Source organism: Methanopyrus kandleri AV19 (assembly GCF_000007185.1).
Classification (GTDB): domain Archaea; phylum JAADCQ01; class Methanopyri; order Methanopyrales; family Methanopyraceae; genus Methanopyrus; species Methanopyrus kandleri.
Map to the genome: position 1 here is coordinate 1,371,649 of NC_003551.1, position 26,580 is coordinate 1,398,228.

The following is a 26,580-nucleotide window of genomic DNA, read 5'->3' on the forward strand; positions in this document are numbered from 1 at the left end:
TCTTAAACGTAACGATTTTCTTTTTGAAACCTAACGAGCAAAAACACAACAGATGAAAACGTAACGGATTCCGAGCGGAGCGTAGCGTCGAAGGACCGCGACGGGCTCGGGCCCGGCCTCACTCGAACTTCCTCCGGATCTCCCTGATCCGCTCGATCGTCTCCTCGTCGGCGTCCCAGTAGCCCCGCTCGTGCGCCTCCAGCAACCTGGAGGCGATCTCGCGGACCGCCGCCGGGTTCAGCTCCTCCATGCGCTCCCGGGTCTCCTCGTCGAAGAGGTACTCGCGGGCCACGCCCTCCCAGATCCAGTCCTCCACGGAGTCCGTCGTCGCCGCGAGACCGACCAGGTACTCGACCCGCTTCGCGATCTCCCGGCACCCGTCGTAACCGTGCTTCAGCATGTGGCGCTTCCACTTCTCGTTCAGCAGCCGGGACACCGCCCCCGACCTGACGACGGTCTCCAGGTCGTGGACCTCGGGGTCCCGACCCGAGCACGAGTCGATCACGTACGTCTCGGCGTCCTCAGCGGCCGCGGTCAGCCCGCCGAGGAACTCGTAGTAGTGGTCGAGGTCGATGATGTCGTACGACCGGTGGGACCTCACCTGCGCGGTCGCGTCCTGCCGGCCCGCCACGGCCTCGAAGAGCCCGCGAGCCTCCTCGCCGTGGACCCCCTCTCCGTAGACGTAGCCCATGTCGTTCAGGTACGCGTCGATCAGCTCGGACTCGTCGTCCCAGTCCGAGGACTCGACCTTGGAACGCATGTTGTCGGCGGCGTAGAGGTCGGGCCTGGGCCCGAACACGCGGGACTCGGGCCGCCCGTGCCCCTCCTCCCGCAGCTCCCGGACGTGCTTCCTCACCGGGTTGACGTCCTCGGGCTCGTCGAGCTCCGCCACCTTCCGGACCGCGCGGTCGATCAGCTCCACCACGTTCGGGAACGTGTCCCGGAAGATCCCGCACATCGTCACGACCACGTCCACCCTGGGCCGGTCCAGCTCCTCCGCCGGCACCGGCTCGACGTCGATGACGTTGCCCGCGTCGTCCCGCACCGGCCTGACCCCGAGCAGCTCGAAGATCATCGCCACGGTCTCGCCGCCCGTCTGCATCGTCTCGAAGGCCCAGAGGACGAGCCCCACCGTCTCCGGGTACTCGCCGTGCTCCTCACGGTAGCGCTCCAGGAGCTCCCTCACCGCCTTCCGGGCGCGCTCCTCGGCCTCGGGGGTCGGGATCCGCCTGGGGTTCAGAGCGGTCAGGTTGCGACCGGTGGGTACGACCTCGGGGTTCCGCTCGATCTCCCCTCCCGGGGACGGCTCGAGGTAGTCCCCGCGCAGCGTGCGCAGGAGGGACTCGGTCTCGCGGTCGTAGGACTCGATCAGCCCGTCGACGAGCTCCCTGACGGCGTCCGGGTCGGCGAAGACCTCCGACAGCCGGTCCTCCCCCTCCTCGACGTACTCCCGCACGACCTCGACGGCCTCCTCCCGGTCGGCGTCCAGCAGGTCCCTCGACTCGGCGTAGCTCACGGCCGTCTCGGCGACCAGCTCGGGGTCCGGGTCCGCCCCGACCACGTGGAGCCCGCACGGGATCCGGTCCCTCAGCGCCCGGCGGACCATCGATTCCACCGCGCCCACGTACGCGTCGTCGTCCTCGACCTCGACCCGGATCCCGGCCGCCTTGGCGATCTCGCGGAGCTCCTCGACGTCCTCCCGGCCCTCCCGGACGGCCTCGCAAAGCCGCAGGAGCTCCCGGTAACCCTTCAGCTCCGGGTCGGCGAGCGGCGGGTGCAGGTGCGAGACCATGTACGCGTACGTCCGGTGCTTGGCGATCGCGGCCTCGGACGGGTTGTTCACGTTGTACAGGTACACGTGCGGGATCGGCGTGATGAGGAGATCCGGGAAGCACGCCTCGGAGAGCGCCTTCTCCTTGCCCGGCAGGAACTCCAGGGTCCCGTGCGTACCGAAGTGCAGGACAACGTCCGCGCCCCACTCGCGCCGCAGCCACTCGTAGAAGCAGACGTAGTAGTGCGTGGGCGGCGTGTCCTCGTGGTATGACTCCTCCGACTCGTGGAGGCCCCGCGTCGGCTGGAAGCCCACGAACACGTCGCCCAGGTCGAGCCCGAAGATCGGGAACGCCCCGTCCACGAGCAGGGGGTCCTCCTCCGGTTCACCCCAGGCCTCGAGCACGCGCTCCCGGGACCCCTCCGGGAGCTCCTCGAACCACTCCCGGTACCGGTCGAGCGGGACCTCGTCCGCCGCGGGCACGTCCTCGGGTCGTCGGTGCCGCAAGTCCGGGTTACCCAGCCGCCTGAGCACGTCGTCCGTGACCCGGTCGAGGTCCACCTCGAGGTCCAGCCCGTCCCTCAACAGCTCCAGCACGTTCCGCAGGCTCGAGAACGTGTCCAGGTACGCGGCCTCGCCCACGTTCTCCTCACCCGGCGGGTAGTTGAACAGGACGATCGCCACCCTCCTCGGGCCGCGCCGCCGCAGCTCCAGCCACCTGTACACGAGCTCCGCCGCGCGGTCCACGTTCTCCCGGATCGGCTCCATCGCGTGCAAGGGGACGTCCTCGAAGCGGCCGACCTCCGACTGACAGGCCACTGGCGGTAGGAAGATCGCCGAGTCCAGCTCCGGCAGGGACACGTTGATGAGCAGGCTCAGCGGGTCCATCCCGAACTCGTTCTCCTCCCACTCCTCGCGGTCCAGGTACCAAACCTGCGGGGCCACGAAGTACGGGACGTCCCAGCGCCGGAGCAGCTCGATCCCCCGCTCGACCTCGCCGCCCATCGGGCCGCCGACGATCCTGAAGCAGGTCAGGGCGACCACCGCGTCCGGGCGCTCGTCCCCGAAGAACCGCGTCAGGGTCCCGTAGGCGTCGATCGAGCAGTAGGCCCCCACCGCGCCGACGCCGCGCTCCCGGAGCGCCTCGATGACCGCGTCCACGTGCTCCGTGTTCCCGTTCGTGTAGAAGAACTTGTAGAACGTGACCGGGACGAGCGTCCCGTACTCCTCACGGAGCTCCCGCAGGAAGTCCACGTCGATGAGGCCCTCCTCCGGGTCGTACAGCGCGCGGCCCGGGACCTCTTCGGGCGGGTCGGGCTCCCGCAAGTCCGCGCCCGCGAGCTCCCCGGCCAGGTACAGGAGCATGTTCTCGACGTTGTCCGCGCCGCCGTAGTCCCAGTACCGGAACGCCCGCATCGCGATCTTCAGCTTCTTGAGCGCGCCGAACCAGCCCATCCTTTCCGCGAACTTGGCCCCGCGCTCCAACGCCTCGTCCATCCGGACCCCGGAGAGGTTGTCCTTGCGGCGTTCCATCATCCGCCCGAAGAACCGGAAGAGGCGGCTCTTCTCGAGCCCCAGGCTCTTGAACGAGGCCCGCATGACCTCGAAGCAGGAGTGGACGGCCACGAAGGGCGTCTCCTCCGCGATCGCGTCCAGGTCGACGGCCTCCGCCGTGGCGGAGTCCATCACGTTCAGGACCGCGAAGTCCGCCCTCCGCATCGCCTCCTCGAACTCCTCGGGCCGCTCACGTAGATCCCACATGTAGAACATCTCGACGTCGATCTCACCCTTCAGACGCTCCGCGGCCTTCGCGACGCTGAGCGAGTACGGTTGGTGACCGACCACGACCACGGCCCTGACCACGCGCGGCCCCTGGGCACGCACACGGTAGGCGGTCATAACGTTTTCACACCAGCCCACCGGGAGAGTGAGAAAACGTAACTCCGACCGGGTTGAGGTTGTTCCACCCTGAACCCTCGGCCCGTGCGTCCGGGGTCCGCCCGCCGCGGAACCCGTAACTTTACATTGCGCAACGTGTTATAGGACGGCGGGCGGGGTGACGACCGGGATGACGGCGTCGACCCTGATAACAGAGTCGACCTTCGACGCTCTCTCCGGCCTGGAACCACCACCCGAAGTCGGTATCCTCGTGATCACGGCGGTCATCGCCACCGTCCCGACGGTCGTGGCGATCCGCATCGGCGGGATACTGGGCAGGGTGGTGGCGTACTTCCTGACCGTGGCCCTGACGTTCTCGGCCTTACCGCTGATCTTGCACATCCAACGGGGTCTTGAGCTCGGTCCCCGGGAACTGCTGACGCTCGCCCTGATGATGTCCACGTGCTCGCTCTCGATCCTGAGACTGGCGACGGAGGGGTTGAAGCTCACCCTCGGGAGCGCCGTGGCCGTGGTCAACCTGGCCGGCGGCTTCGCGCTGCTGGTCGTGGCCGTCACGGGAGGTTGGGAATCCCTCGAGCTGGCCCTGAGCTCCCATCACTGGTTCCGGCTCATGGTGGTGCCCGCCATCCTGACGGTGTTGACCTACTGGGTCTACGTGGCCGTCAGGGACGTCCTGGACTGGTTGCGGGGACGTCGCGCCGACCCGCGGGACCTGGAGGCCGCTGAAGCCCTACTCGAGGGGGTACGGGCTTGCGAGAGACGGCTGAGAAGGGTTTCCGAGTAGGGGCCGGGTTCCTGCACCTGGCCTCCCGGATCTCCACGGACCGCAGGGCGCGGGCCAAGGCCGAGGGGTTGACCGCCTTCGGCTCCGCGCTGCAGACGCTCTCCGTCGGGATCGCCGCCGCGCTGGGGACGCGGCTCGGCGACGGGGAGGTCGAGGTCACCAACCGCGCCGTCGAGTCCCTCGGGATCCGACCGCCTTTCGACGAGGAGAAGTACCTCCGGGGTCTGACCTCGGTGCGCGATGACCCGAACCGGGCCTACGAGACCATGTACCGGGCGCTGTGGAGGTGGCCCCGCAAGGTCTTCCGGGAGCTGCACCGGACGCTGGAGGAGGATCAGGCGGCGTTCGCGGGTATCGTGGACTACCTGTGGGAGGAGATCATACGCCAAGCCCGCGAATCGCCAGCCCTGGACGAGTTCGTCCGCGAGGTGGGTAAGGGTTGGAAGGTCACCCGGGAGGCCGCCGAGGCGACCGGACTGGCCGGCTCGATCGCGGGGACGGTAGGCGACCTCCTCCGACGGTCGCTGTCCCGGCTGCACGGTGGATCGGAAGGGGACCGCGATCGGTCCGAACGGCGGGACGAACACCGATCCTGGCGGCTCGGCGACGCCATCAGTCAGTACTCAGGGTCATCCGAGGGGACGTCGCCCCTTTCGAAACGTACCGGGGACGCCCCCCGAGGGCGGGGTGAGGTTGCTCGAGATCCTGGCTTTGACGGTGTTGACGGTGCCGGAAGATCCGGGGAGGTTCCTCGAACACGTCCTCGAGAACCCGAAGGTACTGCTCGCGGCGGGAGGGGGACGGGGAGGGGCCGCCGGGGGCCGTGGAGGTGGCTTCGGAGGTAGGGGCGGTGGTAGAGGTGGCGGAGCCGGTGCGAAACTGTCCCCCCGCGCGGGTGAGATCCTCGAGTCGCGAGGGAAGTTCCTCCGGGAGCTCAGGAGGCCCAGATCGAACCTGAAGTGCTGTCCGTCGCGTCACTCCGAGCGCGAACGCCGGCGACTACTGCGCCTCTACGGGAAGGTCCGGGTGTACTACTCGACCGTACCGCCGACCCTGACGATCGGCGGTATCGTGGCGCTCCTCTCCACCCCCTTCACCGTCTTCCTGCCCCTCAGACGCGCGCTGAACCGGGTGTGGGAGAGGAGGTACGGACCCAGGTTCCGGGGCGGAGATCCACTCTGGTACCTCAGGTACCTCGACGAGGTTCGGAGGTTCAACGAGAGGATCGCGGGGAGGCTCTGGGCGATCTCGGCGCTCAGCCTCCTGACCGTCGTGGCCGAGGGCGAGCTCTCGTACCAGGCCGCCTACGCCTTCGCCGACGCCGTGGTGGAGGGAGGAGAACCCCTGAGCGCCTTCTACGACTGGGCCGTCCTGGGGATGGAGGCACTGCTGGCCGTGTACGTGGCGACGTCCGTCGTGATCGCGCTCCACCTGGTGCGGACGAGGGACCCGAAGCACCGACGGTACTGCCCCATCTTCCGAGCCTGCTTACCCAGACCCTACCGGAGACGGGCTTGGAGGACACTCCGGACACTGACGGTGCCGGTGTCGATCCTGCCGGTGATCACGGGGGCGTGGGCCCTGCGATGGGGTCTGTGGGTCTTGAGCTGAGGCCGGACCTCGACGTCCCCTGCGGAACCGTTATTGATCGCCTAACGTTTCCCGCCGACACGACCGCGATCCCCACTCGGCGGTAGAGGTCGTCCACGAAACCTCGTGGGCGAAACGCCCGGCCGACGATCGTTTCGCCACTACCGGTGAACGGAATTCCCCCGGGATGACTCCGAAACGGATGTGCACGACCGGAACACGCCACGGCACCCGACCGTAACGGTGAGAGCGGTGGCGTCCATGCCGGTGACCACTCGCCCAAAATGAGAAACGTCGTGTTTTCCGGAGGCGCACCCCCGCGGCCCTCCGCCGATCCCGTGCCCCGGGGGATCGACGAGTTGCTGGAGCCCCTGACGCTGACGCTGCTCGCCCTCCCCGGGGACCCGGGGGATGTCCTCGGACCCGTCCTCGAGCACCCCGAGGTGTTCCCCGCCATGGGGAGGAAGGGACACGACGGGGAGCGGTGGACGGGCAGGAGGAAGCGGGTCCAGAGGGTCGACGCCAAGCTCTCCCGGGTCGGTGAGATCCTCTCGGGGAGGTCCCCCGGAACGCGGAAGGGATCCGAGCTCCGGAAGCGCTACCCGGAGCGGAAACGTGAGCGATTGCTGTCCCTATACCGAAGGGTCCGACTCTACTACCGGACCGTGTTCGACGAGCTGGTGCGACTCCTCGTCGCGCTCCTCGTCACGTTCTTCATGGTGTGCCTCGCGGTGAAGGCCGCCGGGGAGGATTCGGTGGCGAACCTCTTCCGCCTCGCCGGGATATCTATTATCGTCGACATCGTCGCGCTGATCGCGTTCTGCGAGATCGTGCTGACGGCGGTGGAGGACTTCGCGGACGCCGTACTCGCGGGCGAGAGCCCGGAGGCCGCCCTCGACGCCTTCTACGGCGGTGCCGTCCTGACCCTCGGTTACTCCCTGATCGCGTACGCGGCGGTCGCGCTTTGGATCGTGCGACGGACATCGAGGGAGCTCGACGTCAGGACGCTGGTTCAGGCCTCGATCCTGATCCTACCGCTCGTCGCGGGGTTCCGGGCGCTAGTGTGGGGGATGTGGGTCACGGGCAGGTACGCGGACGTGGTGCCGCAGCTCTTAGGCTTCACCTCCGTGCTGATCGTCATCTACCTGCTCGTGAGGCTGAACCTGAAACTCTCGAAGGACCGGGCGTCACCGTGACGGCCACGCGATGTCCGGCGTCACGGGGGGCACTCGGGCCTCTTCCATCGACCTAGGCCCGGGAGGGACGGCGGCCGCGCCGATATATTATCGTTCCAAAAACCCATGACCGGCCACGGCGCGACCGCACCGCCGGTGATCGGACGGCGTACGGTACCACCCGGGGTCGGGGGTTCGGCAGGATGGAGCCCCTGACCCTGGTCCTGCTCGTCTTCCCTGGGGATCCGGGTGAGCACCTCGGACACGCCCTTCTGGAGCATCCGGAGATACTGTCCGCGGTGGGAGGAGGACGCGGGGGCGTGGCAGGAGGCAGAGGTGGAGGGGGTAGGGGCGGCGCCGGCGTCAAGCTCTCCCGGGCCGGTAAGGTCCTGAAGTCTCCGAAGAAGTTCTACCGGGTGCTGAAGAGGTTAAAACGTCGGAAGCACCGTCCCGAGCGCGAACGCAGACGGTTGCTACTCCTCTACTGGAAGGTCCGGATCTACGACCGGATCGTGCCAACCGCGCTGATACTCAGCGGCTTCATCTCGTTCTTCGTCGTGCCACCCGTACTGGACTTCCTCTCCGATCGCCTGTTGAGGAAAGCGTGGGAGAGGAAGTACGGCCGCAGGTTCCGTCGTACCCGGGAGTGGCGACATCGGTGCGACTACGAGCTGTCCAGGCTCTGTGACGACGTCACCTACAGGCTCTTCCTGACCTCGTTGCTCGGCTTCCTAGTCGTCGGCGTCGAAGGCATCTTCTCGACGTGGGCCGTCGAGGCCTTCGCCGACGCCGTGCTCAGGGGGGAGGGGTTCCGGGCGGCCCTCGACGCCTTCCGGTGGTACGGTGTCCTGGGGATGGAGTACCTGCTGGCCGCGTACGCCGCGCTGTGCGTCGCGATCGCGGCCTCGGCGGTGGCGAGGACGTGGGAGAGGCGGAGGACGGAACGCCTGAGGGAGGAAGTCCGCCGTCGGCTGGGGCGTCGTCCCGAGAAGTCGGATCCGCCGAGTTGCATTCCCGAGTCCTTCAGGACCTCGGTATCGAGGGTCACCCGCGCGCTCGAGGCGCTGTTGTTGATCCTCCCGCTGGTCACGGGGACGTGGGCCCTGCGATGGGGTCTGTGGGTCCTGAGTTGAGGCCGGAACCCGTGGGGTCGGGGCGCCGGAGGACCGGCCGCCGGCGTCCACGCCCGGCGATCACTTCCCCGGGATGGGGAGAGTTATGTTTCCGAAAGCGTACCGGCATGGCCCTCACCCGCGGCCCTCCTACGGGGGCCGTGTGATTGCTGGAGGCCCTGGTTCTGGCCGCGTTGTCCGTGCCGGGGGACCCGGGAGAGGTCCTCGAGCGGGTCGTCGAGCACCCCGAGGTCCTCCTGGCCAAGGGAGGGGCGGTGGAGGTCGCGGCGGTGGAGGGGGCAGGGGTGGCGCCGGTGCCAAGCTCTCCCGGGCCGGTAAGGTCCTGAGGTCCCCGGGGAAGTTCCTCCGGGCGCTCAAGAAGTTCAAGGTCCGAAAGCGTTACTCGAAGCGGGAACGCAAACGACTGCTGCTCCTCTACTGGAAGGTCCGGCTTTACTACCGGACGGTCGCCGAAGGCGTGCTACTGTACGCCTCCTTCGCGCTCGCGATCGTGATCTTCGCCCTGGACTTCCTGACGGACGACCTGGAGCTGCTCAGGGAAACCTGGTTCGAGAGGAGCCTCTACCTGACCTCCGGCGGCGCCTTTCTCGCTATCTTCGGCGAGATGGTAGTGGCAAACAGGGCCGTTTCGGCGTTCTCGGAGGCCGTGCTCAGAGGCGGGGGCCTCCCGGCGGCGCTCGGCGCCTTCCGGGCGTGGGCGGTCTACGGGATGGGGATGCTGTTAGCGATGTACGTCGCGCTCGTCCCCCTGATTATCGCGCTCACCCGGAAGGAACCCGACGTCAGGACCCTCCCGATGCTGGCGGTCCCGTTGGCCACGGGGATCTGGGCGCTGTGGTGGGGCCTGTGGGTGGTGAGTTGAGGGTGATCCGGTCCCGTGCCGGCGGTCTCCGCACCCGCCCGAAGGTCGAACCCGGGAGTTCGATCCGGCGGTACCCGCGGGGGGTGTCAACGGGGGTGTCGTCGTCCACCGAGGCGGACAACGTTTAGCGCTCCCGCGAGGCCCCCGGTCCCTCACACCGATCGCGGATGGTAACCGCACGGAACGCCCGAGGAGGGGAGTGTCCCGTGCACCACACCGCGTCCGAGATGCTGGCGGTAGGCGCCGCGCTGGGCGTGAGCGGCGGGCTGGCCCCGGGTCCGCTGCAGGCGCTCATCGTGGCGGAGACGCTCGGGAACGGCCTGCGGGCCGGGCTGGCGGTGGCCGTGGTCCCCGTGATCACGGACGGTCCGCTGGTCACGGCCGCGGGGTTGGCGGCCGCGCGGCTCCCCGGCTGGGTCCTCCGGTACCTCGGACTCGCGGGGTCCGCCGTCCTGGCCTACATGGGGCTGTCGCTGATCAGGGAGGCGGACTCGGCCGAACCCGCGCGGTCGGAGGGCGCCGGGTCCTCGCTGCGGCGCGCCGTGGTCGTCAACCTGCTGAACCCACACCCCTACGTGTTCTGGCTCACCGTGGGGAGCTCGATGATGGGTTCGGCACGCTCGCTCCCGGAGATGGTGGCGTTCCCCGTGGGCTTCTTCCTCGGGATCGTGAGCACCCAGGCCGGGATAGCGGTGGCCGTTCACCGCGCGCTCTCGCTGACGCCCGCCGAGCGGGTGGGCGGGGCGAGGCGGTTGTCCGGGGTCCTGCTACTCGGGGCGGCCGCCTACCTGGCCTACGTCTCGCTGCGTGACATGCCCTCCTGAGCGATGACGCTCGCCCTCTACCCCCGGCGGCTCCCGTCCGGCCTCGAGCTGTACTCGATCGGACCTCATTCGACGCGGCACCGACCGTGTGAGGGGAACGCGCCGGTCCACTCCACTCAACGCGAACCCGACATTCCGCCGGACCGTAGGTAGGGCTCCGCCCGGCTCGGAGACGGCACCTTCTCCGTGCAGATGACCGTCTTCGGGTTCCCGCTCACCTACTCGCTGGGAGGGTCCTGCCTGATCTCATTCTGGGTCTCCATGATCCGTGTCAGCGACTGGCTCGAACGGCCCTCCAGCTGTCCGTACGAACCCACCCGTTCTCCGAGGACGGAGTGAGGTCGCTCAAGCACACGGTCGAGAGCGTACACCCTCCGAGATCGGGTCGGTGGTATCACGAGGGCGGACGTTGATTCGCGCAGACCGTCCAACGACACCTGGTACGTCGGTTCCCGCCGTCGCAACCGCAGCCGTACGAAACCCCGACGGAGTCCACGGAAACATCCGGTAAAAGGAGATCGTCTGCTCGGTCGTCGCGCCGGCGTGTGAACGCGCTCGGACCGCGACGGGGCGCACACCGACCGCCCGAGGATCCGTGAGGCACCCCGGAGCGTCATCGACGACGCTGTCGGCGCCTCCCTGTGAAGCCAGTACCGTGCGAGTTAGCGTCCACCGTCGGCGGTCACCTCTCCGAAACGGTAAGGGTTACGTCCTCGAAAACGCACCTGCGCGGCCCTCCGCCGATCCCCCGGCGACTGGGGGGTCGATGAGGTTGTGGGAATCCCTGGTCCTGGCGATGCTGTCCGTACCGGAGGATCCGGGCGAGTGGCTCGGGCCCGTCCTCGGGCATCCCGAGGTCCTCCTGGCCAAGGTAGGGAGGGGCGGCGGAAGAGTGGGGATCAAGTTCCCCCGGATCGGCAGGACTTCGAAGTCAGAGAGGCTCCCCCGGGTGAAGATCAAGAACTGGGGATACTACCCGGAGCGGGAGCGTGAAGAGCGCGAACGGCGGGAGCGCGAATTACTGTCGCTCGTATACTGGAAGGTCTGGCTTTACCACAGGATGGTCCCTCCGTACCTCATGAAGGCTTTCGTGGTACTTCTCCTCGGGGGGCTCGGACTCGTCGCACTGTACTGTCTGGGCGTTTTGAAGAGGACCTGGAGGTACGCGCTTCTAACGTCCGTTCTCGCCGCCGTCTCGGTGTCCTACCCGAGGCGGTGATGACGAATTACGCCGTCGAGGACTTCTCGAACGCCATGCTCGCGGGCGGGGGCCTACAGGACTGTCTCCACGCCTTTAAGGTATGGGGAGTTTACGGCCTCTGGACCCTGCTGGCGGCGTACGTGATGCTCGTGCTCGCGGCGGTCGTGCTGGCCCGGAACGCCCTTCGGGATGTCCCCGTACCCGTCCTGGCCCTGTCGCTGGCGATACTGGCGGTCCCGCTGGTCACCGGGATCTGGGCCCTAGACTGGGGTCTGTGGGTGACGATGAGCTGAGCCCGCCACTCCGACACCGGCCGAGGCCGGACGGTGGAGTGGTACTGGCCTCCCACGGTTCTCCTTTCCCCGGAACGAGCGGGTGATGACCCAGCGTCCCCCACCGCTCCGACCCCGTGAGGGGGAGGCTCTCCGACGGCACCGCGTGGGGTCCCATCGACGAGCCGATCGGGAGGATGAAAGGGATCAGCACCGGGGTTACTCCTCATCCGGCTCGGGCGTCCGCCACCCTCATCACCCGACGTCGCCCGGGGTCGGCCGCGTCGCGCCTGTGGGCTCTCCCTTACCGAGTTCGGCGCACCGCGGGACCTGATCCCGAATGTATCTGTATCGGAAAAACGTTTCCGCGTCTCCCATCACGCGCGGACGTCGGCAGTGCATGAGCTAGCCGAATTCGCCGTCAAGACGTGGGCGTCCGACGGTTCTCACGGCTAGGGATCGCGGCGTGGGAGATCACGCTACCGTCGGGTACGGAACGCCGACATCACGACGGGGGTTGACGGAACAAGGGTCGACGATGTTCCCCCATCCACTCATGCGGCCGCTCTCGGCCGGGAACTATGCTTTAGAAAACTTCACTCTCAAAAGCTTCCCGGTGATCACGAGAAGGCGATCCACTCGGGGCTGTTTCAGGTTCGTAGTCGTCGCCGATCGTCGGGTTCTACCCCCATCAATTCCACGGCACGCCCGGATCACTCAACGAAAAATATAAAGTACCAGACGTGAATGTCTGGCGTCAGGACACGGGTCGATGCATCGTATCCACTGACGCATCGGCGAGATCCTCGCACAGCACCGATCGTCCCGACGTACTCCGCAGGCTTCCATCGGTGTCGTGCGTGAAGGACCGGAACGCCCGATGGATCCGGGGGTCGCCCGAACGGTGCGACTCCCGGTGGTCCTCACACCTTCGGTGCTCGGAATTCTGCTACTACTGTCGATCCACGTCGCACGCCCGGTAAACCCGAGCTCGCATTACGCCCTTGACGACTTCCTGAAAGTCGAGTTCGACGGCATGCGGGACGGGATCGTCCTCAAGTTCCCGGTCGCCTTGGACGGCGAGGTCGTGTACGGCTCATCCGCACCGGGCAGGTACCCATACCCGGTGTACCGGTACCGGGACCCTCTGGAGGGCGGGATCGCGAACGTCTGGATCGAGGGTCTACCGTACATCGGCCGGTCCGGGGTTCACACTTTCATCTTCAAGGTTATCAACACGGAAGGCCGCCCGATCTTCTACGGCGAGGTTCAGGTCCGACGGGACCCGAGGACCGGTCGGTTCCAGGTTCTGCGCGGTTCGGTGATCTGCGGCCCGTTCGTGTACTGTCCACGCCCCGACGGATGCGTGATCCGCTACCGGACGCTAGAACCCGTGAGAACGGAGCTCGTCGTCCGGAGACCGGATGGAGGAATCGTGACTCGGCTGGAGGACGGGAAACCCCGGACCGTGCACGAGTTCCGAGTGACGGGCCTCCGCCCGGACACCGAGTACGAGCTGATCGTGCGGTGGAACGGGTTCGAGCTGGCGAAGCGGGAGTTCAGGACCGCGGTACCGGACGGAGCCGCGGGTTTCACGTTCGCGTTCGCGAGCGACTCGAGGTGCAGACACCTCAAGGAGTCCGCCGGCGGTGGCGACGCCGACGCGTACGGTTGCAACGTGGAGGCGCTCCGGTCGATCATGATGTTTGCCGCGCGGCACGGGGCGCGGTTCCTGGTCTTTCCGGGTGACCTGATCTACGGACACGCGACCCCGGAGGACGCTCGGCTCCAGTACTGGAACTGGAAGCAGGCCGTCGCCCCGTGGGAACCCTCGGTGCCCGTGTACGTCGGCTACGGTAATCACGAGGCGGCCGTGGTCGGATCCGGAGGTCGATGCTCGGGCGAGGAGGTCTTTTCCCGGGAGTTCGTGACTCCCGCCGAGTTAGGCCGGGGTCCCGCGGGCGTCTCGGAGGGTAGGGGATTGCCGCCTTACGGGGACACGGTATACTGGTTCGAGTACGGCTGCGTGGCCGTGGTCGTCTTGAACAACTGCTACTCGGGAATGCTCCGGGACTGGACGGGTCCCGGCGAGTGCCCGTACCTGGGGTACGTGATGGATCGACAGTTGAGGTGGCTCGAAGAGACCCTCGACAGGCTCGATCGGGATCCGACCGTCCGGTACGTGTTCGTGGCGGCACACTTACCCCCGTACCGGTTAACCGAGCCACAGGAGCTGAGCAACAGGCTCCGTCCCGTCGTCAACGGACGACCCGTCGGCGAGGGCTACGTCGACAGGTTGAACCGTCTCCTCGAGGTCCTCATGAGGCATCGTAAGGTCGTGGCGTTGCTCTGCGGGCACGACCACTGCTACGCGCGGTACCTCATCGACAGGAACTTCCCCATGTACCCGAAGGGCTGGCGGGGTCGGGACATCCGACGCGAGCCCTGGTTCAGGCCGCTCTGGGTCATCATCGACGGGAACGCGGGCGCGCCCATGTTCACCCTCGCGGACAGCCCGTGGAAGGACCGCGTCCGGGTCTTCACCACGCGCTCGGCCGTGGTCGTCCTCTTCCACGTGCGGTTCGACCGGATCGTCGTCGAGGCCTACGATGCCACCACCGGGGAGCGCGTCGACCGGTTCGAGATCCCCGCGCCGGGCTAACCGTCTGAAGCGCTCTCACCCACGTACTCTTCCCTGCTCCGCGCAAACGCCCGCGATCGGACACTCCTCACACTCCGGCTCCGGACGGCAGCACCTCCGTCCCAGTTCCACAGTACCCAGCGCGAGGTCCCTGGGATCCCGGGCGGCTCTCACCCACTCCGCGCCGACATCTCCCACGGGACGCCCAGTCGACCGTCTCACCACGCGACGCACGTTCGCGTCCACGGGCAGGACCCGCTCCCGGTACACGACCGCCCGCACCAGGTCCGCGGTGTACGGGCCCACCCCGGGCACCGAGAGCAGATCCTCGCCCGAGGGTTCCGGGTCTTCCGACAGCAGCCTGGCCAGCCCCAGGACGGCCTTCAGCCTCCGTTCCACCAGACCGATCCGCGCGAGCGACTCCTTCAGCTCGTCCTCCGGGGCCTTCAGGAGGTCCGAGGGTTCCGGGTACCGGCGCAGCAGTTCCCTGAGCACCGGCTCGGCTAGCTCCCTCCGGGTACGTTGATGTAACACACCCGCGAGCGCGACCGAGTAGACGTCTTCCCTATCGCCCCAGGCCGGTTCGTACTCCCCGCGCTCCTCCATCCCCCGGAGCCACCGCTCGACGATTCTCGGCGCCTCCAAGAGCGTCGCCACCCGGAACGGTTTTCCGTGCCCAGACCCGGATGAGGGTTCCGGGATGACGAGGCAGGGGATCGCCGAACCGGTGAGGACACCCAGGGGCACCGACCCACCGTTCATTCGGAAACATATTAGTTTTAGAGAAATCGGAGGTCATAGGGCCCGGAGACCTGGAGGCTCGTTCCTAGAGGCCGCCAAGAACGCGATCCGCGCCGCCGGCGACCCCCCGAGGGTATAACGGCGTGATCGTGTTCAACCGCGTGGCCCGGTACGAAATCGTGAGCACGGACAGACCGTCAAGCCGCTCCGACGTGAGCTCGGGAACGTGTCTACCGTGGGGTAACCGCTGCGGGGAAATCGACGGCACGGAAAGCGGTACGCCCTTACCCCCAACCGGACCGCCTCCCTCTTCGCGATCGGCAACGAGCTGATCGGTAGGTGGTCGGGACGACCCTCCGTGTGCGTCGTCGACGACGCATGGAGTCCCGTCGCCGGAAGGGAATATCCCCAGTCTCACCCAGACCCGAATGGACGCGACTCCGACGTTCCGGTCCCCATTGTGGTCTACTTTCCCGTCACGATACCCCCCGAGCCCCGGACTTCAGGCCGTACCGGTCCGAGACCTCGGCGAGGGTCTCCTCGAGGACCTCCGGGCCCAGGTGCCCGGTGCGCCGAGCCCCCGAGGTTGCAGTGGGGGAGTGGTCACGTCCACGGCCACGGCGCGGAACCTATCCCGAAACGACCCCGTGGAACCACTTCGACGATATCATCAAGTTAATAACCGACGCTAGCGGGGCGGTGGCCCCTCCGAGACCCCCGGGGGGGGGCGTCGGGGAGGTGAGGGACGTCACGGTGATCGTCCTGGCCGCTCTGATCGCCGTCTTTCCAGTGATCGTCCATCCGATGCTGCCTCGGGACTCCCCCGCGCACGTATTCGGGCCCAGGTACGCCTGGTAGATCCTGACAGGACGAGCTTCTCCGGATCTCTGCCATTTACTGGTACACGGGGTTCCCTTACACCACCTTTTACTGCTTCCTCCCTTACTACCTAGCGGCACCGCTCACCACGCTGCTAGGCCCGTTGTACACCTTCGTGGTAGAGCTCTCGATCGCGACCGTCCTGTTCATCTCGAGTGTGTACCTGCTGGCCAAGAGCGTAGGATTCGATCGGGATAGGGCGATCGCGGCCTCCGTCCTCGCGGCTTCCGGGATGCTTCCGCAGTGGGAGTGGGGCGGCACCTACCCGATGACGCTGTCGTTCGGCTTCGGTCTGCTGGCCCTGGCGATGCGAGACCGTCGGATCCTGGCCCCGATCCTCCTAACCCTCTCACTCTACTCTCATCCCTTGGGCGGCACCTTCTCCTCGCTCGTCTCGTGATGCTACTTTGGGGCGCGTTCGAGAGGAGACCCGGATACGCAGTCTCGGTGGGCGTGGCTTGGGCTCTCGCCCTACCGCACTACGCCTTCTTCCTACCGTACGCCCGCTGGCTTTCCACGCTCATCGACTCGCCGGCTCCCGACGAGCTGTTTCGGATGCTGCTCCTGCCCTTCCCCGACTTAGTCTCGCCCGGCGCCTTCCTGCTGGCGCTCGCGGGATTGGGCCTGTGGAGGGCCCGCCGCGAGCCCTGGGCCCGGGTCACCGGGGTCTGCTGGGCGCTGGCGTGGGGGATGGTCGCGGCCTACGCGCTAGGTCTGACCCGGCACCTACCCTTCGGCCGGAACCTCCTCCTGGACCGGTTCACGTGCGTCCTAATCACCCCGCTCCTTGCGCTCCCGGCCGCGTACATGCTCCGAGATCGAGCCCGACACGTCCGGATAGCGTCGAAGGTGCTGCTGGTACTCTCCATCTCGTCCGCGGCGCTGCCGTTATCTGACTCGTTATCCTGTGAACTACCGACGGTGCCGGGCTCGGCCGACGTCGTAGCTTGGGTGAAGGAGCATCGGTCCCATGACCCGATAGTCAGGGTGGAGTTCCTCCTCGCGACGAAGAGGTACGGGAAGCCCCACAACGCCCTGTGGGTGGGCCCGCGTGTGAAGGGGTTCTTCGCCCAGGGAGATCCGTACTTCCACGCGCTGACGGAGCGGATGGAGTGGGAAGGATTCTGGTGGTACGATCCCGAGTTCGTGCGGACGGTCTGCCGACTGTGTAACATAGAGTATCTGGTCGTGTCGTCATTCCCTACCGTGAAGTCGGGTATGGCGGCGGGTTTGACACCCGTGTACAAGTCCAAGTGGATACGGGTGTTGGAGAACCGGAGGATCGCGGGCGCGGAGGCGGTGGACCCGATCGGCGTCTACGATCCGAGGTCGGTCCGCGAGGTCGTGAAGGAGTACACGACCGCGCTGAACCTCGTCCCGAAGAGGGGTTACCGGTACATCTTCGCGGTCGTCGAGGACCCGCGGGAACTCTCCGCGTTCCGGAAGGTCCTGATCCGACCCGAATCACCGGAAGACGTCCGACTGGCGGTGCGGTTGGCCCGCGAGGGCAAGCGGGTGTTACTGGTACTACCCGCCGGGGACGACCGGATCGCCCGCGAGGTCTCCCGGGAACTGGGCGTGCACCCGAAACCCGCGGAACTCCGACTACGGCCCAGGTACCCCAAACCGATCCTACCACGATCGCTGCGCACGACGCTGATCCTGAAGGGGCCGAAGCGATCCGAGAAGGTGCCCCCCGGCTACCAGGTGGGCGGTGGGTGGTTCAGGGACGTGCGCGTGGGTCGGGGGACGGTCCGCGTCGTGGGCGTGGACCTGCCCGTCGTGGCGATACGCCTGCATCCGACGTACGTCAACGTCGGGAAGGATTTAGGCAAGATCCCGCCGCTGCCGGGTCCGCATGAACGACGTCTGTACTCCCGGATACTGGACGGGTTCGGGTCGGGACTCCACCCGATTCCCTGTCGGTTCGATCCCCGCTCCGCCCGCGTCGAGGTGATCCCTTCGGGATACCAGTGGGCTCTGGTCAAGGTGAAGCACTTCCCCGCGTGGCACGCCAGCGGCGGGAGGATCCTCGTGGGTCCGGGCGGGACGATGATCGTCCGAACGCACTCCGAACGGGTGATCCTGTACTTCGCCTACCCGACCCGACTGTACGCGCTGGGCGCGGTAGGGTTCGCACTGGGCGCGCTGGCTCTGGCGCTTCGGGCACGGCCGGATGCCGTCCTGTCCGTAATACCGGGACAGCGTCCAGAGTCCGATTAACACAACGGAGGATCGTGGTGGAGCAGAAGCCGGGGCGTCGCGGTCCGTCGGACGACGTCGGAAGGTTCCGGCCGGCCTACTGGAGTCTCCAACCTCCGGAATAGCTCTTCGAGGTAAAGATCCACGGCGATGGAGTCTGGACCGTGGATCGCCTCTCGGCCCGTTCTCCTGGAGTCGACGGCTCACGTGATCCTCTTCGGACGGAACCCCGGTAGTTCTGCGTTACTCCGGGTCGAGCCGCGAGCACACTTTAAACGGGTGGACCGGTCCCCGCCGGGGGCCGTCGAGTTGGCCGAGCGCCCAGAGGAGCGCCAATGGAAGGAGTGGGAGGAAGCGGGCCTCTTCGAGGCGGATCCGGACGACCGCGAGTCGGTCTACATCACGGTCGCGTACCCGTACCCGTCGGGTTCGATGCACGTGGGTCACGCGCGGACGTACCTGGTTCCGGACATCTACGCGCGGTTCAAGCGGATGCAGGGCTACAACGTCCTGTTCCCGATGGCCTTCCACGTGACGGGTACGCCCGTGGTAGGGATCGCGGAGCGGATCAAGGAGGGCGACGAGGACACGATCCGGCTCTACCGCGACCTCTACGGGGTCCCCGAGGAGGAGCTGGAGAAGTTCACGGAGCCGGAGGCGATCGTGGAGTACTTCGCGCGCGAGTACGAGGAGAACATGAAGCGCATGGGTTACTCGATCGACTGGCGCCGGAAGTTCACAACGGTCGACCCCGAGTACCGCTCGTTCATCACCTGGCAGTACCTGAGGCTCCGGGAGAAAGGCCTCGTCGACAAGGGCGAGCATCCCGTCCGGTACTGCCCGCACTGCGAGAACCCTGTGGGCGACCACGACCTCCTGGAGGGCGAGGACGCGACCATCGAGGAGCTGACCCTCGTGAAGTTCCCGGTCGAGGGCGACGACCTGATCCTCGTGGCGGCCACGTTCCGACCGGAGACGCTGTACGGAGCGACGAACGTATGGGTGAAACCGGACGAGGAGTACCTGGTCGTGGAGGTGGACGGCGAGCGGTGGGTGGTCTCGGAGGAAGCCTACCGGAACCTGAGGCACCAGAAGGACGGCGTGGAGAAGGTGGACACGGTGCGGGGCGAGGAGCTGATCGGCGAGAGCGTCGTGAACCCGGTCACGGGCGAGGCGCTACCGGTCCTACCGGCGGAGTTCATCGACCCGAAGTTCGGAACCGGCGTGGTCTACTCGGTGCCCGCGCACGCCCCGGCGGACGCGGCCGCGCTCGAGGACCTGAAGAAGGACCCGTCGGTCCTCGAGGAGTACGGCGTGGACCCGTCGGTCGTGGAGGAGCTCGAGCCGGTGCAGGTCATCGAGGTGGAGGGCTACGGGGAGTTCCCGGCCTACGACGCGCTGGAGGAGCACGGGATCGAGTCACAGACGGACCCGGAGCTCGAGAAGGCGACGCAGGAGGTCTACCGGGCGGAGCTGCACAAGGGTGTGATGGTAGTCGACGAGTTCGAGGGCACGCCGGTGCGGGAGGCGCGGGAGGAGATCAAGTCGCGCCTGATCGAGTCGGGCGACGCGGACGTCATGTACGACTTCTCGGAGAAGCCCGTGATCTGCCGGTGCGGTACCGAGTGCGTGGTCAGGATCCTGAAGGACCAGTGGTTCCTGAGGTACTCGGACGGGGAGTGGAAGGAGCGGGCGGAGGAGCTGCTCGGGCGCATGGAGATCGTCCCGGAGGAGGTGCGCGCGAACTTCGAGGATACTATCGAGTGGCTGGACGACTGGGCGTGCGCGCGTAGGGTCGGCCTGGGCACCCCGCTGCCCTGGGACCCGGACTGGATCGTCGAGCCGCTGAGCGACTCGACGGTGTACATGGCGTACTACACGATCGCGCACCGGCTGAAGGGCAAGGGCGAGCTCCCGCCCGAGGTGTTCGACTACGTCTTCCTGGGCGAGGGTGACCCGGAGGAGATCGCCGAGAAGGCCGGGCTGGACGTCGAGGAGCTCGAGGCGATGCGCGAGGAGTTCGAGTACTGGTACCCGCTGAACTGGCGGCTCTCGGCGAAGGACCTGGTCACGAATCACCTGACGTTCTTCATCTTCCACCACGCGGCGCTGTTCCCGGAGGACAAGTGGCCGAAGGGTATCGTCGTGTTCGGCATGGGTCTCCTCGAGGGTCAGAAGATGAGCTCGTCCAAGGGTAACGTGGTCCTCCTGTCCGAGGCGCTCGACGAGTACGGTCCGGACGTGGTGCGGCTGTTCCTCGCGACCTCGGCGGAACCCTGGCAGGACTTCGACTGGAGGGACGAGTACGTCCGAGGCGTTCAGCGGCATCTGGAGCGGTTCGAGACCCTGATCCGGGACCACGCCGACGAGTCGGTGGAGGATAAGGACGCCGTGGACCGGTGGTTCCTGCACGAGTTCCGTGAGGTCGTCGAGGAGACCACGGAGGCCCTCGAGGGGTTCCAGATCCGGCGGGCGTACAACCGGGCGTTCTACGGCGTCATGAAGCTGCTCCGCGAGTACGAGGCCATGAAGGGACACGTGAAGATACTGGGCGAGATCGCCGAGGACTGGCTGAAGCTGCTCCACCCGGTGATCCCGTTCGCGACCGACCGGCTGTGGCGAGAGGTGCTGGGCGAGGACTCGTTCCTGCTGGAGGAGGAGTGGCCCGATCCGTCGGAGTACCCGGAGGAGCCTGAGCTCTCCGTGGCCAAGGAGGTCCTGGACCGGCTGATCGAGGACGTCCGCGACGTGGAGAAGGTGATCGGTGCCGAACCCGGGTACACGCTGCACGTGTACCTGGCGCCGGAGTGGCAGTGGCGGGCGCTGGAGTTGATCCTGAAGGACAAGGAGTTCGGGGAAGTCATGTCGGAGCTGATGAAGGACGAGGGGCTCAGGGAGAAGGGCGACGAGGTGGCGAAGATCGTGCAGGAGCTGACGAAGGAGGATCTGCCGGAGGACGTCGACGTGGACGCACTCAGGGAGGCCCTGACAGAGTTCCTGGAGGCCGCAGGGCGGGCCCTCACGGACAAGACGGGCGCCTCGGAGGTGGTGATCCACACGGACCCGGAGGAAGCTCCGGGACCGGAGGACAGGAAGGCGGGAGCCCGGCCGCTCAGGCCGGGCATCTGGCTGGAGGAGTAAACTTCAGTGCTTCTTGTACAGATCCACCCACGCCCTCATTCTCACCGTCCTCCAGCCTCGCTCGCCCACTAGCTCGATGACGGCTTCCCGTGTCGCCTCGCCCGGTAGCACGACGAACCGCTCGACCGGTTCTCCTTCGGGCTCCTCTACGCCGTCGACGAACGGTTCCATGTTCGAGTACGACGCCTCGATCGCCTCCTCGTCGAGCGTCTCCAGCAGCCCGCCGATCCCGCCAGCCTCGATCAGCGCGGCGAGCGTCGCGAGGGTCATCATGGCCTGGCGGTCGATCATCTCCTGCGGTGCGCCGAGCGCCTTCACCGCGCAGAACTCCTTCAGCGCCTCGATCACGCGCTTCAATAGGACGACGCTGAGGTCGCCGACCACCGATACCAGCTCCACGTGCGGGAGCTCGAAGACCTCCTTGCCCGTGGAGGACAATACCTCCTCGACGAGCTCCGCCTGCTCCTCCGTGGCGAGGACGGTGCCGTTGCCCGTACCCCGGGCGGTGATGTAGGCCCGGTGGTTCTCGGTGCCCGGGATGCCCGCTGGGTGTGCGGGCATCACGCCGACGGCTTCGGGCACCTCCAGTCCGGCCTCGTACAGGCTCTCGTGAATCTCGAAAGCGGAAGACGTACAGGTGGGACAAACGACGGCCCCTTCTTCCAGATGCGAGGCTATCTCGCGGATGATGCCACCGGTGGCGCCGAACGGTGTGAACAGGACGACCATCTCGGCCCCTTCGACGGCCTGGGCGTCGTCCTCGGTCAACTCAACACCGGCGTCGGCGACCCGGTCCACGTGCTCGGGGTCCTGCTCGCTCAGGTTCGGGTCCGCGAGTACGACGTCGTGGCCCGCCTCGGCGAACTCGATCGCCATGGCTGCACCGCCGAAGGGTGGCTCCCCACCCAGCTTCTCGGCGGCGCCGATCCTCTCGTACAGGCGCTGGTTGCCGAAGCCGAGGACGGCCACGGTGGCCAAGTGCTACCCCCTTATCACGACCGCAGGGATAGCATGATAAATGCCACGGTTTGGAAACGTCAGCCGTCAAAATTGGGGTCGGGTCACAGGCGGTCCCGCACGAGCTCGGAGAGCGGGTCGCCACGCATGAACTCGGCCAGGGCCTTACCCAGCTCCGGGTCCCGATCGGCCAGCTCGGCCAGCTCCTCGGCGGAGAGCAGCCTCACCTCACCCTCGGAAGACCGCGCTAGGTCCTTCCCGAAACCGTGGGACAGGAGCGTCTGGCGGTCGGCGCCCTCCAGACGCCCCAGGAGGTCCTCAGGACGTACGAACTTGCGCTCGGCCCGAGTCGCCAGCTTTCCGTCCTCCTCCACCCAGAACCTCCCGTGGGCGCGGACGAACCCGCGGACCCTGTCCTCCCGGACCCAACCCGACGGGCCCACGCGCCACTCGAGCTCGGGCAGTTTTCCGTGCTCGAACTCCAACAGGACGTACCCATGCTCCTCCTCGGAGTCTCGCATGACGTGCCACCGACGCACCTCGAACCCCTCGTTCTCCAGCACCCTGCTGAGGCTCCTAGCCGTCTTCTCCAGCTGCGGCCAGTAGATGTCCTCCACCTCATCCGGCAGCCGAACCTCGATCGCGACGACGTGGGTGGGGTTCCTCTCGAACCAATCCCTGACCTTCTCTCCACTCACGGGTTCGGGCTTCCTCCCCCGGAAGAACTCGGGCGACGGATCCCCTAGGAACGCCCTGGCCGCCAGGATGAAGCGGGTGAGCTGGCGCCTTGAGAGGGCCGCCGCCACGTTGCGCTCGGGATCCACGGGGTCTAGGACGATCAGCGCTGGGTCCTGATCCTCGAACGTCTCCCTTACCTCGTCGTAGTCTTCGTAAACTTCACCCACGAACCCCTCGAGGTCGATGACGAAGCCGGGCCTCCAGGTCCTCACGGCCTCCCGGAGTACCTCCTCGAAGGACCCGTAGTGGATCGCGAGAAGCTCGCAGAGGTAGCCGGAGAACCCCTTCACGCGGACCTCCGCACCGTACGCGTCGATCGCCTTGACGAAAGCTTTGAGCAGCCTCGCCTCGACAGTGTCCTCCAGGTGCTCCTCGACGTAGCGGTTGTGGTGCGGCGTGCGATCGACCGGGGTGATAACTTCGCCCGGTTCGGTATCGTAGCAGGGTACGACGTCGACCTCGAAGGTCCGACCCCGGTGCTCGACCTCGCCCCCGATGTAAGGGTGATGCGCGTACTCCTCCCGGGCCTCCCCGCCGAGCGCCTCGATGGCTTCGCGTCCTACCTCCAGCGTGACCTCCACGATTTCGTCCAGGTCGCGGTCCTTCGGGAACACGCAGAACACGTCGACGTCCGAGGCGCCCGGCAGCCAGGTGTCCCTGGCTACCGAGCCGATGAGCTCGACCTCGGCGTCGGGGTCGCGCTCCTTCAGCCTGTCCCTAACCTCGCTCAGGATCCTACGTGCGAAGCCTTCCACCAGCTCGCGCTCCTCGGGGTCCGGCGTGACCTCTCGTCTGATCTCGTCGAGGACCTCTTCGAGGCTCACCGAACCCGCCCCGCCGGGCTACTGGAGCGATTATCGTGAAGGAGCGAACGTGGGCACCGATCGTCCAGTGCCGGGCTTATGAGGGTTAAGTCCCGATCCCCCGAATCCCGATCTCCTCGGGGCGTGACGCCCGGAACGACGCCGCGCCGGGCACATCGGTTCAGATCTCGACCTCCTCGACCGTGTGGTACTCAGGACCCTGAGGCCTGAGGATGCTCTTCTTGAGCCGGATCCGGTCGACCTCCACCTCACCGACCTCCACGTTCGAGAGCTCGCGGATGGCCTCGATCAGCCGGCCCTTGTTGCGCCCGCTCCGGACCCTGGCCACGGTCACGTGGGGCACGAAGTCCTTCCGCTCCCGCCGGAACCCCATCCGACCGAGCTCCTGCTCGAGCACCGCGGCCATGGCCTTGGTCTCGTCAGACCCCTCCTGCACGCCGATCCACACCACGCGCACGTAGTTGGGGTTCGGGAACACCCCGATCCCCTTCAGCCGCATCGTGAAGGGCTCGACAGTCTCGGCGGCCTTCTCCATCGCGTTGACCACATCGGTGACGCGCGACTCGGGGATGTCACCCAGGAACTTGAGCGTGAGGTGCACGTTCTCCGGCTCCACCAGCTTCAGGTCGGCTCCCGAGGCCTTCAACCGCTCCTGCACCTCGACGATCCGGTTCACGACCTCCTCGTCCTCTATATCGATCGAGATGAACGCCCTGAACCGCGACACGCGTCCCACCCCCGGCGAAGTTAATTACGGGTTCGTAAAAGGCAGTTCTCACGGAGGAGGCGACCGGGGGGCTTAGCATCCCCGCCGAACCCCGTGATCCGGTCCCGGACGCCAAGCTCGTCGAGTTAAAACCGTTGGGCTACCCCGTACGGGAGCCGGGGATGGGTAAGGAGGTAGTCGTGGACTCGCTGGAAGCTTTCAACGCGTACGCTCGTGAGCAGTGGTTAGGCGAGGTCGTGCGGGAGGGTACGATACTCTTCGACACCGGCGTCGTTCACAGCTACGCCTTCAAGGTCGTGCGCGTCGTGCCCTCCGGGATGGGCCGGATAACGTCCTCCACCAGGTTCGTCCTCCGCACCCGGTTCGAAGAGGACCGCATGGAGATACCGAACTTAACGCTCGACGACGTGGTGGGGCACGAGGAGGCCAAACGCGCGTGCTCGCTCCTCGTCGAGTACCTCAAGAACCCGGAGGAGTTCCGGGACTGGGCCCCGAAGACGGTCCTCTTCTACGGGCCCACGGGCACGGGTAAGACCCATACGGCGAGGGCCGTGGCTGGGGAGGCGAAGGTTCCGCTCCTCCACATGAACGCGGCCGAAATCCTCGGCAAGTACGTGGGTGAGGCCAGCGAGAGGATCCGGAGGGCCTTCACGCGGGCCCGTAAGGCGGCACCCTGCGTGTTCTTCCTCGACGAGATCGACGCGTTGGCGCTCGACCGACGGTACCAGGAGCTCCGGGGGGACGTGGTGGAGAGTGTGAACGCGCTGCTCACGAACCTCGACCGGCTCAAGAACGAGGGCGAGGGTGTCGTGTTCATCGCGGCCACCAACCAGCCCGACATATTGGATCCCGCGGTGAGGAACCGGTTCGAGTACGAGATCGAGTTCACACTACCGAATAAGCGCGAGCGCGAGGAGCTGGTCCGATACTACGCGAAGAAGCTACCTATGCCGCTCGACGTCGATCCGAGGTACATCGCGGCCCGTACGGGTGGGATGTCACACAGGGAGATCAAGGAGAGGGTGCTCAAACGCGCACTCCTCGAGGCGTTACGTGAGGGTGCCGAGAAGATCGAGCGGAAGCACATCCAGAAGGTCCTGAATCAGGAGCGGGAGCGCCGGGCAGTCCGTATATACCACAGGTAGTAGCCCGCCGCGTGGCGGGCCCTCCCCCGCCGGGTCCCCACACCTACGGGGTTCCCCGGCGGGGTCACGGGTAATCCTCCACTTCTTCCACGTCCCCACGGACCTCCACGCCCGACCCCTCCTCGACGCGGCCGATCCGTCGGTACCAAACATCGCGCCGCTCAAACGCATCCTCCAGGTCCTCGGCGTGTTCCTCCGGCACCGCGACCAGAAGCCCCCCGGCCGTCTCCGCCGACTCGCCCCGCTCCAGCCCGTACCCGAGCGCCCGTGAGAGCTCCGTCGTCCCCGGGATCACCGGCAGTCGCTCGATGACCACGCGGACGCCGCTGGCCTCCGCCATCTCACCCGCGTGCCCCTTGAGCCCGAACCCGGTGACGTCTGTCATCGCGTGGACCCCGACCTCGAGCGCGGCCTCCGCCGCGTCCTTGAGTGGCTCAGTCATCACTTCGACGGCTAGGTCAACGGCCTCCTCCAGCTCGGAGTCCGTCAGGAACTGCTTCCGGACGTCCTCGGGCAGCCTCAGGGCGGCCATCGCCGGCTGTGTGCCGAGCGGTTTCGTGAGGTACAGGACGTCCCCGGGCTCGGCCCCACCGACCGTCACGTACCGTTCGGCGAACCCCGTGACGCAGCCGCCGAGGATGGGCCATGGGTTCATAATCGTGTGTCCGCCGACGATCAGTGCGTCCACTTCGCGGCACTGGTCCGCGAACCCCTGCAGCATCTCACGCGCATCCTCCTCCGGGAGCTCCCTCGGGAACCCCGAGACCACCAGGACGGAGAGCACCTCGGTGGCTCCCATCGCGAAGACGTCGTTGATGGAGTTGTTCGCGGCGATCCGTCCCTGGGTGTACGGGTCCGGGTGTATCGGTGTGAAGAAGTCCACCGACTGGATCACGTAGCCGCCGTCCACGCGGATCACCGCGGCATCGTCGCCGACACCGACCTCCACGCGCCCGCCTTCCTCCGGCAGCTCGACGCCCTTCAGCAGATCCTCCAGGTCTCCCTGGGGTAGTTTACAGGCTCATCCGTGGAGGTCCGCCATCTCGACGAGGCTCTTCTTTCTACTCATGCTAC

At 66.8% G+C, this 26,580-nt stretch carries 20 protein-coding genes; 14 read left to right on the forward strand and 6 right to left on the reverse strand.

The genetic code is table 11. The features are described from left to right. Positions 1-118 precede the first annotated feature (118 nt). Positions 119-3,634: a cobaltochelatase subunit CobN gene (locus MK_RS07230; protein WP_158295977.1), complete on the reverse strand. Its 3,516-nt coding sequence runs from the start codon at positions 3,632-3,634 to the stop codon at positions 119-121. 205 nt (positions 3,635-3,839) lie between these two features. Between MK_RS07230 and MK_RS07235 the strand changes: the two genes are divergently transcribed. The 10 genes from MK_RS07235 to MK_RS07280 all read left to right on the forward strand — a co-directional run bounded on the left by MK_RS07235 (position 3,840) and on the right by MK_RS07280 (position 14,173). After that, positions 3,840-4,454: a hypothetical protein gene (locus tag MK_RS07235; protein WP_011019720.1), complete on the forward strand. Its 615-nt coding sequence runs from the start codon at positions 3,840-3,842 to the stop codon at positions 4,452-4,454. Between the two features lie 693 nt (positions 4,455-5,147). Continuing rightward, positions 5,148-6,065, forward strand: a complete 918-nt coding sequence (locus tag MK_RS09160; protein WP_011019722.1) for a hypothetical protein — start codon at positions 5,148-5,150, stop codon at positions 6,063-6,065. Between the two features lie 338 nt (positions 6,066-6,403). Continuing rightward, complete coding sequence (locus MK_RS07245; protein ID WP_011019723.1) at positions 6,404-7,240, forward strand: hypothetical protein; 837 nt, start codon at positions 6,404-6,406, stop codon at positions 7,238-7,240. Between the two features lie 182 nt (positions 7,241-7,422). After that, entirely contained in the window at positions 7,423-8,352 is a 930-nt protein-coding gene (locus tag MK_RS07250; RefSeq protein ID WP_011019724.1) for a hypothetical protein, read from the forward strand. 146 nt (positions 8,353-8,498) lie between these two features. Further along, positions 8,499-8,678: a hypothetical protein gene (locus MK_RS07255; RefSeq protein WP_158295978.1), complete on the forward strand. Its 180-nt coding sequence runs from the start codon at positions 8,499-8,501 to the stop codon at positions 8,676-8,678. 131 nt (positions 8,679-8,809) lie between these two features. Further along, positions 8,810-9,214: a hypothetical protein gene (locus tag MK_RS09165; RefSeq protein ID WP_158295979.1), complete on the forward strand. Its 405-nt coding sequence runs from the start codon at positions 8,810-8,812 to the stop codon at positions 9,212-9,214. 206 nt (positions 9,215-9,420) lie between these two features. Then, positions 9,421-10,038 (forward strand): LysE family translocator, encoded by a 618-nt coding sequence (locus tag MK_RS07260; RefSeq protein WP_011019726.1) that lies wholly within the window; start codon positions 9,421-9,423, stop codon positions 10,036-10,038. 772 nt (positions 10,039-10,810) lie between these two features. Continuing rightward, positions 10,811-11,257, forward strand: coding sequence for a hypothetical protein (locus MK_RS07270; RefSeq protein ID WP_148679789.1), 447 nt, complete (start codon positions 10,811-10,813; stop codon positions 11,255-11,257). Then, positions 11,257-11,532 carry a hypothetical protein gene (locus MK_RS07275; RefSeq protein WP_148679790.1) on the forward strand — a complete coding sequence of 92 codons (276 nt, stop codon included), beginning with the start codon at positions 11,257-11,259 and terminating at the stop codon, positions 11,530-11,532. Before MK_RS07270 ends, MK_RS07275 begins: the two co-directional genes overlap by 1 nt. An 883-nt stretch (positions 11,533-12,415) precedes the next feature. Then, a complete protein-coding gene (locus MK_RS07280) occupies positions 12,416-14,173 on the forward strand; it encodes a metallophosphoesterase (protein ID WP_011019729.1) in 1,758 nt (585 codons plus the stop codon). Between the two features lie 15 nt (positions 14,174-14,188). On the opposite strand, the gene nth is transcribed toward MK_RS07280, so the two are convergent. Further along, positions 14,189-14,797 carry an endonuclease III domain-containing protein gene (nth, locus tag MK_RS07285; RefSeq protein ID WP_158295980.1) on the reverse strand — a complete coding sequence of 203 codons (609 nt, stop codon included), beginning with the start codon at positions 14,795-14,797 and terminating at the stop codon, positions 14,189-14,191. 1,078 nt (positions 14,798-15,875) lie between these two features. Between nth and MK_RS07290 the strand changes: the two genes are divergently transcribed. The 3 genes from MK_RS07290 (at position 15,876) to leuS (ending at position 21,115) form a co-directional block, all read left to right on the forward strand. Next, positions 15,876-16,172 carry a hypothetical protein gene (locus MK_RS07290; RefSeq protein ID WP_148679793.1) on the forward strand — a complete coding sequence of 99 codons (297 nt, stop codon included), beginning with the start codon at positions 15,876-15,878 and terminating at the stop codon, positions 16,170-16,172. Then, entirely contained in the window at positions 16,172-17,995 is a 1,824-nt protein-coding gene (locus tag MK_RS07295) for a 6-pyruvoyl-tetrahydropterin synthase-related protein (protein ID WP_148679794.1), read from the forward strand. Before MK_RS07290 ends, MK_RS07295 begins: the two co-directional genes overlap by 1 nt. 288 nt (positions 17,996-18,283) lie before the next feature. Next, on the forward strand, positions 18,284-21,115 hold the full coding sequence (gene leuS / locus MK_RS07300; RefSeq protein WP_011019732.1) for a leucine--tRNA ligase: 2,832 nt from the start codon (positions 18,284-18,286) through the stop codon (positions 21,113-21,115). Between the two features lie 3 nt (positions 21,116-21,118). Here leuS and MK_RS07305 read toward each other — a convergent pair whose 3' ends face one another. From MK_RS07305 to thpR, 3 genes are all read right to left on the reverse strand, one after another. Beyond that, the gene (locus tag MK_RS07305) at positions 21,119-22,084 is read right to left on the reverse strand and encodes a H(2)-dependent methylenetetrahydromethanopterin dehydrogenase-related protein (RefSeq protein WP_226988746.1); all 966 of its coding nucleotides are present in this window, start codon (positions 22,082-22,084) and stop codon (positions 21,119-21,121) included. Positions 22,085-22,176: 92 nt separating this feature from the next. Continuing rightward, complete coding sequence (gene cca / locus MK_RS07310) at positions 22,177-23,634, reverse strand: CCA tRNA nucleotidyltransferase (RefSeq protein WP_011019734.1); 1,458 nt, start codon at positions 23,632-23,634, stop codon at positions 22,177-22,179. Positions 23,635-23,794: 160 nt separating this feature from the next. After that, positions 23,795-24,361 (reverse strand): RNA 2',3'-cyclic phosphodiesterase, encoded by a 567-nt coding sequence (gene thpR / locus MK_RS07315; protein ID WP_011019735.1) that lies wholly within the window; start codon positions 24,359-24,361, stop codon positions 23,795-23,797. Between the two features lie 161 nt (positions 24,362-24,522). Between thpR and MK_RS07320 the strand changes: the two genes are divergently transcribed. Further along, positions 24,523-25,506, forward strand: a complete 984-nt coding sequence (locus MK_RS07320) for an AAA family ATPase (RefSeq protein ID WP_148679795.1) — start codon at positions 24,523-24,525, stop codon at positions 25,504-25,506. 64 nt (positions 25,507-25,570) lie between these two features. Here the strand turns inward: MK_RS07320 and selD are convergent, their stop codons facing one another. Further along, positions 25,571-26,575, reverse strand: coding sequence for a selenide, water dikinase SelD (selD, locus tag MK_RS07325; protein WP_011019737.1), 1,005 nt, complete (start codon positions 26,573-26,575; stop codon positions 25,571-25,573). Positions 26,576-26,580: the final 5 nt, after the last annotated feature.